The organism is Bacteroides sp. ET71 (assembly GCF_023336905.1).
In the GTDB taxonomy this organism is placed as follows: Bacteria; Bacteroidota; Bacteroidia; order Bacteroidales; family Bacteroidaceae; genus Bacteroides.
In genome coordinates this window covers 63,085-76,391 of the sequence record NZ_JAMBLS010000010.1, presented here as the reverse complement: position 1 = coordinate 76,391, position 13,307 = coordinate 63,085, and the positions used below count along the sequence as shown (strand labels likewise).

Sequence of the window (13,307 nt, the reverse complement as noted above, 5' to 3'; positions counted from 1 at the left end):
TAAATTAAACTGGATTATATATATGCCCGCGCCCGCCGTCATTCCTCGTCGAAAAGCATGGCCTCGGCGGGCGACATGTCGTAGTAGAACAGCTTGTCCCGCTTGCGTATCAGCTTCAGGTTGTCGGTCAGGTAAAGCAGCAGCTTGACCATCACGTTCCGCCCGCGCTTGAAGCCGATCGCCTCGTAGGAGGCCATGAGCGCCTGGAGCATGTTCTCGAACCCCTTGATGGGCTTGTCGCCGAAAGCGGCGGCGAGGGCTTCCCGGTGCTGCTCGATGCTCAGGTCCGTGAAGCTTGTCCGCTGCCTCGGCTTGGGATGCTCACATGCGGAATGGCCCTCCGCAATGACGGGCAGCCCGGCTTCGTCTATCGTGAAGGCGAACGGCCTGAACTCCTTTTCCCTGATATGGAGGGCGTGCACTTCGCTGACGCCGGGATTCTCGCTGTCCTTGCTGATGACCAGCACCGTTTCCGCCTTGTTGCTCATCTCCGTTCCGATATGCCCGCGCACGTTGTTGTCCCCTTTGTTCAGGTGCAGCACGCAGTGGATGTGCAGGTTGTATTTCGACGACCACTCCATCATCTTGTTGATGACCTCCACGGATTCGCTGGTGCTGTTGATGTCGAGCATCAGGTCGCGGATGCCGTCTATGACCACCAGCCCGTAGCCCTTGCCGCGCCGCAGCGCATAGTCGATCACCTCGATGCGGATGGCGGGGGAATATTCGCGCAGGCAGATGAAGTCGAGCCTGTCGTTGTCCGTCGTGTCCGGCAGTCCCGCCAGCTTGAGGATGCGTTCCAGCACGTTGTGGCAGTGGAAACGGCTCTGTTCCGTGTCCACATACAGGATACGCTGCTTCCCTTCCGGCAAATGCGCCCGGTAGTTCAGCACCTGCTTGCCTGCCAGGGAAGCGGCGACGATGGCCGACACGTTGAAGGTCTTCTTCGACTTCGCCTTGCCGGTCGATGCGCTGAAGTTGCCGAGCGTGGCGATGGTGGAGTTGTCTATCCAGATAATCTGCGGCGGGGTCTCGTAGCTGTCCGTCACCTTTATCTGCGAGGCGGACAGGATGTCCGAAAGGCGGCTGTCGTCAAGCTCCGCCCCGATGATGTTAGTCCTTCTTTCGCTTTCCATTTCGTCTCTGGTTAAAGAACGGTTCAACGGTTGCGGATTCGGCGGCCTGACGGGTCGCGTCGTCTATGGCGGGCTCGCAGTTCTGCAGGAGCCATGCGTCCAGCTCCTCCTTGGCGAAATAGACCATCTTGCCCCTCGGCTTGTAGTGGGGTATCTCCTTGTTTGCGGTGAGCTTGTACAGCATACTTTCCGACACGCCGATGTACACGCACGCCTCCTGGAATGTAAACACCTTCTTCGTTGAATAGAAAGAGTCCTCCAGCATTTCCAGCCTTTGCAGCAGGCTTTCGACCGGTTCCAGCTTCTTCAGTACCGATTCTACCGCACTGAGCCTTTCGCTCAGCCGTTCCATGAATGTTGTTCTGTTCTGCATTATGTGTATGATTTGATTTTACAATGAAAGGCAAGCCTCCGTCGGGCGTTGCGCTGACGGAGGACAAAGTTATGCGATGCGGACGGCAATGGCAGGGAACCGGCAGTGATACCGGCTCCATATCATTGCTACGGTCAGCCTTTTATCTTTCACATGTTTGCCGTTCTTTCAGTTGGTTTCATTCACGGAGCTGACTGACGGCTTTTCTTATGGCCATAGTCGTGGATGTCATACAGCTTCTTGCGGCGGACAGGGCCGTCGAGAGGCTCGAGGCGGTCACGAAGCGTTTGCCGTCCTTGGAAACCAGGAATTTCCCTCTTTCGAGGACGGACTGCCAGTGCGCCTGTATGTACGACCCTTCGAGCAGCGCGTCGAACAGCACGGCCACATGCCGGATGTTGTTCACCCGGATACGGAAACCCTCCCTGCAGGCAAAGAGGGCCTCCATGTCCTCCATGCTCACCGCAGAAACACAAAACAGATGATAGGTATTTGCGCAAGCCACGATACCTGTCATCTGTTTCTCGGTAAAATTGCAGTCGAAAGAAATGGGCGGGGCGTCCGGGACAAGGCCGGTTCCGTCCCGGCCGGCGGGAGCCCCCGGATCTGAAATGTCATACACCGTTTTTAGCTCCATGCAGTCCCCGAACGAAAAGGTGTCCGCCGCGAACGAAAGGCGGGTGCGTTCGGCCAGGTCGGTAAGAAGGACCCTGGCGATGTGAAGGTTCATTGCGTGGCAGTTCCGGCAGACCGCGCTGTCGCAGTCTATGTACCGGTGGCTGTTGATGAAGTCATCCACAAAGCGGCCATACCGTTTGCCGCCTGCCACGACGTCATGCAGATAGATTTCCCTCGCTTCAGCGAGCAGTGCGAAAAGTTCTTCCGCCACATCCTGTGCTGCCGCAAAATGACGGCAGTGCTGCCTCCCTCCAAAAAGAGAGAAGGCCTTTGTCTGGTCTGTTCATGTCGAATTACTTTTTAATTGGTTAAAAATATCGTTACATAGCATTGCTTCAAATTTACATATAAATGAAGCCACTTCCTGTAAATATGCCCGTAAATTTGACATGATGATGGTGCGGCCGTCAGTCGAACAGGCCGTTTACAAGATTGACAGCCTCGTCTTTCTTCTTGTTGATGATCTTGGCATACACCTGGGTCATCTTCACGTCGGCATGGCCGAGCAGCTTCGAGGTCGTGTAGAGGTCCGCGCCGAGGGTCAGCATCATCGTGGCGAAGGTGTGCCGGCTGGTGTGGAATGAGAAACGCTTGCTGATGCCTGCCGCCTTCGCCCACGGTTTCAGCAGTCGGTTGATTTCGTTGCCGCTCGGCAAGTCGAACACAGTGTCGTCCGGAGTCTTGTCCCCACGTTCCGGCATCCACTTCAGGGCTTCGGACGAAAGCGGCAGGTAAATCGGTTCCTTGGTCTTCTTCATGGATACAGCCAGACGGTACTGCCCCTTGTCGATAAAGACATCCTTCCATTGCAGCCTCTTGACATCACTGATGCGCAGGCCGCAGAAGCAGGAGAACAGATAGGCACACTTTATCTCCTCGTATTTCATAGGCGTTGCGATGAGTGCCTTCACCTCCTCGATGGTCATGTAGGAGCGTTTGCTTTCCGGCAGCCGGATTTTGTCCGACTTGTCTATTTTGTCAAAGGGATTCGACCTCATGAGTTCCGCACGGACAGCCGCGTTCAAGGCGCTGTTCAGCACACGGTAATAGTTCTTGAGCGTGAAGTTCGACACGCGCTTGCCTCTCGGACGGTATTCCATCATCAGATAGTCGATATAGCCCTGGCAGAACGCCTTGTCTATCTGGTCAAGCGTAACCCTTTTCCCCGCATAGTCCTCGATGATGCGGATGGCCACCTTGATCTGGTTCTCGTCTTTCTTTCCCCTCTTTTCCTGATTCTCCTTGTAGGTTTGCATCCAGTCCAGCAGAAAGACTTTCTCCTTTTCGTTCTCGATGCCCGCCTCTCCGTTGGTCATCTCGATGATGCGTTTCGACTTGATGGCGTTGGCCGCATTCATGGTCGTCTTGTTCCGCTTGCGGGCATTGTCATCGGTCTCCGGGATGAGATACATCTTCAGATACTCATAGGTCCGCTTGCCGTTGCGGTATATGTCCAGATACAGGCTCTTGCTACCGTCGCTCAGATCCTTCATTCGGAGACGCACAGGCTCCTTCACTTTTTTAGGTTGTCTTATTCGTGCCATAGAAAATCGCTCTTTGTTTCTTCTGCCACAAAGGTACGAATAATAATCCAAAACGAGGAACAAACAAGAAACAAAAATGCACCAAAAAAGAACCAAACAACTGCAAACAATGAAAACAACTGCAAATAACAATACCCTTATAAATCCCTGTAATAAAGCTGTTTTCTTTGCACTTGTTTGGATGTTGTTTTCATTTCACACCTTTACATTATAAATCTGGTAAATCTTATAAACATAGTAATGACCCGTCAACCCCAAACAGTAATGGATGACGCATATCTGTACATACGCCCCATTATGAGAATGTGCCGTTTGAGGTGCCAAGTAATTGGACATGGACGACTTTAGGAGAAATATTCACCTTACAAGCCGGTAAAAATATTACAGCGAAAGATATTTCTGCTAAACAAGATACAGCCCATTGTTATCCCTGCTATGGTGGAAATGGACTCAGAGGATATGTTGGCAGCTATAATAAAGAAGGGCATTTTCCTTTAATTGGAAGACAGGGTGCATTATGTGGTAATGTAAATGAAGCCAATGGGAAATTTTATGCAACCGAACATGCAGTAGTCGTTGATACATATTGTAAAACAAATATTCCTTGGGTCATAAATACATTGTTGTATTTGAATTTAAATCAATATGCTACTTCTACGGCACAACCAGGATTGTCTGTCAGTACAATTAATGAAGTCATGATTCCTGTTCCTCCATTAAAAGAACAACAGAGAATTTCTCAAAGTATAGAAAATTGGTTTGCTTTGATAGATCAAATAGGGCATAGCAAAGCGGAATTGCAGATAACAATCAAGCAAGCAAAAAGCAAAATCCTTGACTTGGCAATTCACGGTAAGCTTGTATCCCAAGACCCGAATGATGAACCTGCCATCGAACTGATGAAACGTATAAATTCTGACTTCACACCTTGTGATAACGGGCATAGCAGGAAGTTACCCCAAAATTGGTGCTGGGCAAAAGGAATGTTTATTTTTTCTCCAATGAAGTCTGTACAACCCACAGGAGAAACGTTCCAATATATTGATATTGATTCCATTGATAATGTCCGACAAACTGTTAAGGAGACAAAAGTCATAAAAAGCAGTAATGCGCCAAGTAGAGCTAGCCGTTATACTCAAAAAGGTGATGTAGTTTTCTCAATGGTTCGTCCATATTTACGTAATATAGCTAAAGTTTGTTTTAATGATTGTATAGCATCAACAGGATTTTATGTCTGTAGTCCATTGGATATGCTTCATCCAGAGTTCTGTTATTATCTAATGATTTCTGATTATGTGGTAAATGGATTAAATCAATTTATGAAAGGGGATAATTCTCCATCCATTAAAAAAAGGGATATTGATAATTGGTTATTTCCTCTACCTCCTTTTGCCGAACAACAGCGTATCATCGCTAAAATAGAAGAGTTATTTTCAACTCTTGACAATATTCAAAAAGCCTTAGAAGCGTGATATAATACGCTTCTAAGGTCTTACATTACCAATTTACTACCTTGTCAACAATTTTTTGTTGTTCGCTGGCAGTACGACGTAGATAGATACGAGTTGTTTCAATACTCTCATGCCCCATGAGGTCGGCAAGTAATGCAAGGTCATTGAAACGGTCAAGAAAGTTTTTGGCAAAGCGGTGGCGGAAAGAATGGGGATATACCACATCCTTGTTCAAACCGTATTTCTCGGCGAAGTGTTTTAGCTGTTGCGCTATACCTCGTGTTGTAATACGTTGCCCAAAACGGTTAAGGAAAATATAACCGCTTGTTATGCCCTTACTTTTCAACCATTGGGTAGCTTCACTTCGTAGATTCTTGGGAATATAAAGGCGGCGTATCTTTCCCCCTTTGCTATAAAGGTCAAGATAACCCACCTTCACATGTTCCACCTTGATGTGTAGCAGCTCGCTCACACGGGCACCTGTAGCGGCCATAAACCAAACCACAAAGTACCAGTCATCATATCCATCCGCTTTTAGCCTTGTTTTCAGAAACTTATAGTCAGCATCGCTGATTACGTTTTCCAAGAAGTTTTTCTGTTGCACCTTAACGAATTTTACCTTCAATTTGTCCTGTTTGATAAACTCCAGATACTTGTTAATGCCCTGCAAACGGAGATTGACGGTATGCGGTTTGAAGTTCTCCACCAAGTAGCCCTTATAGGCCAACAGATTTTTCTTATTCACTTCTCCATAGTGACTGAGAAAGTAGTTCACCGTCCACACATACGATGTCACGGTATTCTTTGCCAAATTCGTTTTGGCGAGATAATCTTTGAATCTTGTTATCATATACATTAATTTTTGATGAATACGATAACAATATAAAGCGCAACCTAACGGGCATTATCCGCAGTTGCCCAAAGGATGGATTAATGTAACCATTAAAGACGTATGTAAAAACATCAATGGATTATGGAAAGGAAAGAAAGAACCATTTGTAAATGTTGGAGTTATACGCAATGCCAATTTTACAAAAGACTTCAAGTTAGATTATTCTAATATAGAGTATATTGATGTGGAAGAACGAGCTTTTGCACAGCGTCATTTGTTGAACGGAGATTTGATTGTAGAAAAATCTGGAGGTAGTGATAATAATCCAGTTGGCAGGGCTGTTTTATATGAAGGGAATAGTGGGGTATTTTCTTACAGCAATTTTACAATGGTTTTAAGAATAAAGTATAAAGAGCTCGTTTTAAGCAAGTTCTTGTACTATTATATATTGGCAAAATATAAGGCAGGGGTAATGAAATCTATGCAAACTCAGACCACTGGTTTACATAATTTAATTCTTGACAAATATCTTTCAATGCCGTTATATCTTCCACCATATTCAGAACAAGAACGTATCATAAATAAAATTGAAGATATGTTTGAAAAACTTGACGCAATAATGGAGAGCTTATAAATTCTCCATTATTGCATCAAATCTGTTTAATGCCGCATTTATTGCAGCCACAATCCTTACTTGCTCATTATAAGGCGGTACAGGCACTTCTATTGTCTTAAATAGTTTTTTGTCCAAATGAGGTATTGCCGAACCTACTTTGTTCTCACGTAAAGCTTTACGATGTAAGTTTATAACGTATAAGAGGTAGTTTGCACACATGTTTTCATTGATGTGTAGTTGTTTAAATGTGCTACCTTGATAACCCTCAATCGGTGTTCTGAACACTTCACCGGAATTTTCTCCATCGACTAAAATCAAAAGACTATTTGCTGCCACATATTTGCCACTTTTTAAAATCTTAAACTCTCGCCCTCCTCTTAGATATTTTACATCAAGGTTTGGCATTTCTTTGCCGTCAACTTTTTCTCCATCCACCAAAGAACATAACATTTGCATCGGAACTACTGCCCACCCAATTGGCAACTGCGGATAATGCCCGTTATCACAAGGTGTAAATTCAGGATTTATACGCTTCAATAACTCAACAGCAGGTTCATCATTGGGGTCTTGCGACACGAGTTTACCGCGAATAGCAAAGTCAAGAATCTTATTCTTGGCTTGCTTGATGGCGGTTTGCAAATCTTCCTTGTTGTTCTCTATAATATTAATCAAAGAAAACCACCTTTCTATTTCAGCCACGATGCGGTGTTGTTCGGCAAAAGGAGGTAAAGGTATCATTCCTTTGCATGCATCATTTGTACTTAATCTCGGCATTTTTACACCATAACCACATTGCTGTGTATAATCAAGAAAATATGCAGAGCGCAGCACATGGCACAAGTAATGTGTTGAAATACCACAATATGAATTGAATGGAATAATTTCAGTTGTGCAATACCCAGTTTGAGGGGCAACCAATACCTTATTCAAATATGTACGCAATTTGGAATATAGTACATCGCCCTTTTTGAATTTATGACGTACACCTTTGATATTTCTTTCTTTTTTCGATAATATCTGAATAATGGAAGCTGTATCTTTTTCCAAATCTTCAAGTTCTAGTATCCATTCATCATCAGCAATATCTGTGACAGAAACATTATTACTGTCGCCATAATTACTTATTTCCCCTAACGTTGTCCACGCCCAATTACTTGGCACTTCAAACGGCACCTGCTCATAATGGGGCGTATCAGAAGTCTTTGCAGACTTTTTACTCCTTTTTATCTTCCCTTCTTTTATCAAGCGCTCTTTCTCTGCCTTGATGCGTTCAAGCAAAACAGAAGCCGGTTCATCATTCGGGTCTTGCGGCACGAGTTTGCCATGAATGGCAAGGTCTAATATCTTTTGACGTAATTTATTGGTATCCATGGCGATCAGTCTTTATTCAGGAACAGGTTACAAAATTCGTTCAATTTCTCCTGCATACGCTCCTGCGGAATAAGGATGCGCTTGTATTCTGCAATCATCGTAGGGCTCATGCTCCGGCTCATGGCATATTCCACCACTACCCGGTCAGCTTCCGGACAGAGAATTATACCAATAGACGGATTCTCATTGGAACGTTTCACATCACGGTCGAGTGCTTCCAGATAAAATTCCAACTGGCCGAGGTCGCGAGGATGGAATTTGGTCTTTTTCAATTCTACAGCAACCAGTGCCTGCAATCCACGATGAAAGAACAACAAGTCAGCCTTGAATGTGGAAGCCCCGATATTGAGACGATATTCCTGATCCATGAATATGAAATCCTTGCCCAATTCAAGAATGAACTGCTTCATGTGCTCCAGCAATCCGTTTCTCAACCGGGATTCACTATGCTTTTTCGGCAAATCCAAGAAATCAACAAACAATGTGTCTTTGAACATAATGGGAGCATTAGGGTATGTCTCAAGCAATCCTTTTGACATATTGTCCTTGCTGCCCAATAAAGCCGAAAATGTCTGGTTCGAGATACAACGCTGTAGTTCCCGTTTTACCAGATGTTCTTTATTGGCATAGAGTATGTAGAACATCCGTTCTTCGTTATTTTTACAGCGGCATAGTATCTCTATATGGTTGGTCAATGTGGTCAACTCCAGTATCTTCGGCATCTGTCCTATTACCGTCTGGACAATTTGTGCAGTTTTTGGCTGCACAGTTATCGCATGGTCCGATGAAGGTTCAAAATTAGATGCCTCTATTTGTGCAGTCGTTGGCTGCACAAATTCCGAAGACAAGAAATTCTCCACTGTCGTTAAAAAAGACGTTGTAGAATACGCATCATAAAACATGACCATATTGTAAATACTTCTTCTGCTATATTAATATCAGGCCGCTGTGAGCGGATATATTCAGACAGTTGCGTCACGACCTTACTTCCCCATTCTTCGCTTTTCAGTTTGGCTGAAACATAACCTCCCACATGCCATGCCGTAAGCAACAACTCCTTATTGACCGCTTTAGAAGCACGGCTTTTATGCTGGAGAATGATGTCTATGACTTCCCCGAACTGCTGCTCAATTGAAACGGTTATCTTATTATCTCCCATAGATTCAATCTTCATTTATGTTTGCCAACAGTTTTTCAAGCTCTGCCACAGCAGCACTTATCGTCTGGCTTTTTTCTTTTATATCCGCCATCAGTTCCGCCAAGGTACGCTCATCCTCCTCTCCACCCTGTTTTATCCATGTAATGTCAAGGCTCGTTTTGTCTCGGGCAAAAATATCTTCTACCGGATATTTCCGCCATCGTCCCTGCGGATTGTTTTCCGCATCGTAGGTTTCTACTCTGTTATTGTAACAAGAGACGAAATCATCCAGATGATGGCGTTCGAGCTTGTTGGTGGCAAGAGTATGCTTGATACCTGTACGATAGTCGTAAAACCAGACCTCTTTTGTCGGTTGTCCTTTCATAAAGAACAGGACATTGGCTTTTACGCCTTGAGCGTAGAATATACCCGTAGGCAAGCGTAGAATGGTATGCAGATTAAAATCCGTCAGCAACTTCTTTCGTATCGTTTCACCCGCACCTCCTTCAAAAAGAACATTATCCGGCAATACTACGGCTGCACGTCCTCCGGTTTTAAGCATCAGCATTATATGCTGGAGGAAGTTCAACTGGTTATTCTTTGTCTCTACATAAAAATCCGGACGGTTAATGTCAACAGATCCTGCCGGACGTGTTCCGAACGGAGGATTTGCAAGTACTACATCTACAAGAGTAGCTGGTTCTTTTTCCAACGAATCTTCACACACAATAGGACTTCTGTCTGTACCTACGCCATGCAAATACAGATTCATAGAAGCAAGCGTTACCACCAATGGAGTATTGTCCACACCATGTAAGGCACTATTACGCAGGAAATCTCGTTTCTCCTTACTTGCCGATTGTCCTTTCATATAATCGTATGCAGTCAAAAGGAAACCACCTGTTCCACAAGCCGGGTCACAGACCGTTTCTCCAATTTGCGGAGCTATACAATCCACCATCGCCTTGATAAGCGGACGAGGCGTAAAATATTGTCCGGCACCGCTTTTCTTGTCCTGTCCGTTCTTTTCAAGAATGCTTTCGTAAATAGCTCCCTTCACATCACCATCCATGATAAGCCATTGCTCTTCATCAATCATGGAAATGACCTTTTTCAAATAGACAGGCTTGTCAATCTTATTTTGTGCCTTTGTATATATAGTGCCAATCAGATTCTCTTGTTCACTAAGTAGTTTAAGCGTATCTTCATACTGCCTAACCAGTTCCAAACCGTCAAGAGAAATCAAATCCACCCACTGATAGCCGTCTGGAATAGCGGATTCTTCTCCAAACATTTCCACATTCTCGGCATCCATCTTCAAAAACAGAAGATAGGTAAGCTGGGTTATATAATCGGTAAACCCAATTCCTTGCCCGGCAAGAGTAGTTGCCAGATTCCATACCTTCTTTGTAAGTGATTGCTCTGTTGTATTATTTGTTGCCATATTTTTATGCTGCTTTTCTTAAAACCACGAATGTATAAAGAGAACGGAGCGCATCGTCTGCTTTCTGCATATTACCGAACGCCCGTATCATTTGTGCCGCATGGGTCGCATCGTCTTCACGGATATCCTTCACTGTACAAGCACCATTGGAGGCTATGTAATCCACTATGCGACTTATCACTTCACGCTGCTTATCGGTTATTTCACGTTGGTTTTGTCCTAACCACAGATTGAAATACTGCTTGGAGGTAGCTACCACGCTATCCAACCGTTCGATTTGCCGGAAGGCATAACGCACAAGCTGGATAATATTTGTCAGTGCATCGCTTTCTTCTTTTGTAGTGGAACGTCGCACGCTGTTTGGATTAAGAATGGCATACGAGTTCCAAAGTTGTTTGGAAGTGAAATGGTTGTCTGCCATTTTGAGCTTATTCTCCAAATCTTTCAACATTGAATAGGTAATAGGTTCTCCTTCATTGTTGTAAATGATTCGCAATGCTTCAATTTCATCACTGTGTTCTCTACAAAACTTCTCGAAAGCCTCGGTTGTATTTTTGGCTTCTTCAATGGAAAAACCTTTCGAGATAAGCGTGTCTTCTCCCGGCATCAGCGTATTGACAAATCCGGCGGCGAGAATAAGCAAATATCGTCTTGCATCCGCATGATTGGCAAGAGGAGCAACCAATCCCTTTCGCTCGTTATTTGGCTCATCAACACTGATAAAAGGCGGAAGCATGCCGTTTTCAAGTGAACCATAAATCCGGGAAGCAAGGTCTTTCATGTCATCATGAGCCAGACGAGCAAACTCTGCCCGTTGAGAGTTGTCTGCCTTGTTATATATTCTGGAAAGCGTTGCGGCAAGACGTTGCAGGTACTCATCAGGAATATAACCATGACTGATACGCTCCAATAGTTCTTTAAGGGAGATAATCTTTGTTGTCGGTTCATCCGTAGCCGTCGGTATAGTCTTTTCGTGTTCAGTTACACCTACGGCATCTACCAAGTAGAAGCAGTCTTTGCTAAAAGCGTTCGGGGTCACATTACGCAGTTGTTCATCTCCGATGGTGCGAACACCGCGTCCTTTCATCTGTATATAGAGAGGCAACGATTCGACATCACGCATGAACATCACCACCTCCAACGGCTTTATGTCAGTCCCTGTCGCGACTAACGTGCAGGTCACTGCTATACGGAAATCCCTGTCATTTCGGAACTGGCGTATCAGCTCGTTGCTATCACCTGCAGAATATGTTATTTTCTGTATAAAACGGTTATCGGTACGCCCGAATACCTCTTTCGCTATCTGCACGATATTGGTAGCGTGAGTTTCGTTGAGTGCAAATATCAATGTCTTCGGTAGCCAGTCAAAATTGGCTTCCCTTTGAGGGTCATTGAACAGTTCGGTATAGACAGCATCCCGATAAGTGGATAGGACAAGCTTGATTTGTGCCGGGTTGATGACACTTCGGTTTAACTCCTTGTTAGTATAGGTCTTGGCTTCTTTGTTTAAGATGGTTTTAATATCTCCTGTATAGCGTGTTTCCTCTTTTACCTTTTCCCCCTCCAATATAGCACCGCCATTTTCCGTCACCTGTGTTTTGATTCTATACACACGGCAATCCACATTAACACCATCAACTATGCTTTTTTCCAAGGTATAGTTGACTATGCGGTTGTTATTGAAGAATGCCATGGTTTCAGGAACAGGCGTGGCTGTCAAGCCTATGAGTCTTGCTATATCGAAATACTCCAGAACTTTCCGCCAGTTGCCATATATTGAACGGTGACATTCATCTATGATGATCAGATCAAAATAATCATGCGGTAGGTTCGGATTAGGCGGCAAAATGATTTCTTCGGTTGGTTCATTGCCATCATCTTCATCGTTATCTTCGATAGTATCCCCTTTCAAGAATGAAAAAAGTCGCTGAATAGTCGAAATAATCACATTACTGTCTGACGGAATGGATGAGGAACGAAGCCTGTTCACCGTAAATATGGTATTGAAGGCATCTCCGTTTTCTGTCAACCGAAAAGTTCCGAATTCACCCTCTGCCTGTTTGCCCAGATTATTCCTGTCCACCAGAAACAGTATTCTTCGCATGGGAGTGTAGGATAGCAGACGGTATGCGGCAAGGCAAGCCGTATATGTCTTGCCTGCACCGGTCGCCAAAACCATCAGAGCCCGGTTCTGTCCTGCACGAAAACTTTTTTCCAGCTCGGTTACAGCCTCGTACTGGCAATCACGCAATCCTTTTTTCTGCAAAGTTGGAAGTCCTGCGAAATAATCACTTATTCCCAACTGTTTGACTAATTCATAGGGAGTCGGAATAGCTATGATCTGTTTAAAGCCCTGCTCTTGTTCACGAAAATCACAGAAATACAGTTCCTTGCCATTTGACGTGAAGATAAACGGCAATGGTTTCTGATATGCCTGATAGATATGAGGAACACTTTTAGCATATAATGCCGCCTGCTCACATACCTTATCGGAAAGAGCATCTATATCTTCCCTCTTTGCTTCTAACACACCAACAGCTTTACCATTAATAAAAAGGAAATAATCAGCTTCAAGATTACCTTTTAGCAACCCTTCCCTTATGGCGACAGCCGTACAGGTCGGTTCATAGTCTTCCCTATTGATTACCTTCCAACCCGCCTCGGCGAACCACTGATCTATCTTTTGCCTCGCTTTTTCTTCCGGAGTCATAGTCATTCCTATAT

General features: G+C 44.8%; 10 protein-coding genes and 1 pseudogene. 2 read left to right on the top strand and 9 right to left on the bottom strand.

All coding sequences use genetic code 11. The features are described from left to right. Nucleotides 1–38: 38 nt before the first annotated feature. The 4 genes from M3090_RS07550 to M3090_RS07535 form a co-directional block, all read right to left on the bottom strand. Complete coding sequence (locus M3090_RS07550) at nt 39–1,136, bottom strand: AAA family ATPase (protein ID WP_087340322.1); 1,098 nt, start codon at nt 1,134–1,136, stop codon at nt 39–41. Then, nucleotides 1,114–1,509: a helix-turn-helix domain-containing protein gene (locus tag M3090_RS07545; RefSeq protein WP_087340323.1), complete on the bottom strand. Its 396-nt coding sequence runs from the start codon at nt 1,507–1,509 to the stop codon at nt 1,114–1,116. The genes M3090_RS07550 and M3090_RS07545 overlap by 23 nt, the downstream gene beginning before the upstream one ends. A gap of 178 nt (nt 1,510–1,687) precedes the next feature. Continuing rightward, entirely contained in the window at nt 1,688–2,398 is a 711-nt protein-coding gene (locus M3090_RS07540; RefSeq protein WP_234178449.1) for a hypothetical protein, read from the bottom strand. Between the two features lie 196 nt (nt 2,399–2,594). After that, on the bottom strand, nt 2,595–3,731 hold the full coding sequence (locus M3090_RS07535) for a site-specific integrase (RefSeq protein ID WP_249054985.1): 1,137 nt from the start codon (nt 3,729–3,731) through the stop codon (nt 2,595–2,597). A 317-nt stretch (nt 3,732–4,048) separates the two neighbouring features. Here M3090_RS07535 and M3090_RS15905 point away from each other — a divergent pair, with 317 nt between their 5' ends. Then, nucleotides 4,049–5,203: a restriction endonuclease subunit S gene (locus M3090_RS15905; RefSeq protein ID WP_249054982.1), complete on the top strand. Its 1,155-nt coding sequence runs from the start codon at nt 4,049–4,051 to the stop codon at nt 5,201–5,203. A gap of 25 nt (nt 5,204–5,228) precedes the next feature. Here M3090_RS15905 and M3090_RS07525 read toward each other — a convergent pair whose 3' ends face one another. Further along, nucleotides 5,229–6,032 (bottom strand): tyrosine-type recombinase/integrase, encoded by an 804-nt coding sequence (locus tag M3090_RS07525; protein WP_087249169.1) that lies wholly within the window; start codon nt 6,030–6,032, stop codon nt 5,229–5,231. Nucleotides 6,033–6,096: 64 nt separating this feature from the next. Between M3090_RS07525 and M3090_RS07520 the strand changes: the two genes are divergently transcribed. Then, nucleotides 6,097–6,648, top strand: a complete 552-nt coding sequence (locus tag M3090_RS07520) for a restriction endonuclease subunit S (protein WP_249054980.1) — start codon at nt 6,097–6,099, stop codon at nt 6,646–6,648. On the opposite strand, the gene M3090_RS07515 is transcribed toward M3090_RS07520, so the two are convergent. The 4 genes and pseudogenes from M3090_RS07515 to M3090_RS07500 all read right to left on the bottom strand — a co-directional run bounded on the left by M3090_RS07515 (nt 6,643) and on the right by M3090_RS07500 (nt 13,293). Next, nucleotides 6,643–8,001 (bottom strand): restriction endonuclease subunit S, encoded by a 1,359-nt coding sequence (locus tag M3090_RS07515; protein ID WP_249054978.1) that lies wholly within the window; start codon nt 7,999–8,001, stop codon nt 6,643–6,645. The genes M3090_RS07520 and M3090_RS07515 overlap by 6 nt on opposite strands. Nucleotides 8,002–8,006: 5 nt before the next feature. Further along, nucleotides 8,007–9,175 (bottom strand): annotated as a pseudogene (locus M3090_RS07510) (PDDEXK nuclease domain-containing protein). Continuing rightward, nucleotides 9,165–10,583: a class I SAM-dependent DNA methyltransferase gene (locus M3090_RS07505; RefSeq protein WP_204402249.1), complete on the bottom strand. Its 1,419-nt coding sequence runs from the start codon at nt 10,581–10,583 to the stop codon at nt 9,165–9,167. Before M3090_RS07505 ends, M3090_RS07510 begins: the two are co-directional and overlap by 11 nt. Nucleotides 10,584–10,587: 4 nt before the next feature. After that, nucleotides 10,588–13,293, bottom strand: coding sequence for a DEAD/DEAH box helicase family protein (locus tag M3090_RS07500; RefSeq protein WP_087249122.1), 2,706 nt, complete (start codon nt 13,291–13,293; stop codon nt 10,588–10,590). Between the last annotated feature and the right edge of the window lie 14 nt (nt 13,294–13,307).

What these genes read in the sequence shown, in the direction of transcription:
- M3090_RS07545 (WP_087340323.1), bottom strand. Translation starts at nt 1,509, where the DNA reads ATGCAGAACAGAACAACATTCATGGAACGGCTGAGCGAAAGGCTCAGT.
- M3090_RS07550 (WP_087340322.1), bottom strand. Translation starts at nt 1,136, where the DNA reads ATGGAAAGCGAAAGAAGGACTAACATCATCGGGGCGGAGCTTGACGAC.
- M3090_RS07525 (WP_087249169.1), bottom strand. Translation starts at nt 6,032, where the DNA reads ATGATAACAAGATTCAAAGATTATCTCGCCAAAACGAATTTGGCAAAG.
- M3090_RS07535 (WP_249054985.1), bottom strand. Translation starts at nt 3,731, where the DNA reads ATGGCACGAATAAGACAACCTAAAAAAGTGAAGGAGCCTGTGCGTCTC.
- M3090_RS07500 (WP_087249122.1), bottom strand. Translation starts at nt 13,293, where the DNA reads ATGACTCCGGAAGAAAAAGCGAGGCAAAAGATAGATCAGTGGTTCGCC.
- M3090_RS07515 (WP_249054978.1), bottom strand. Translation starts at nt 8,001, where the DNA reads ATGGATACCAATAAATTACGTCAAAAGATATTAGACCTTGCCATTCAT.
- M3090_RS07505 (WP_204402249.1), bottom strand. Translation starts at nt 10,583, where the DNA reads ATGGCAACAAATAATACAACAGAGCAATCACTTACAAAGAAGGTATGG.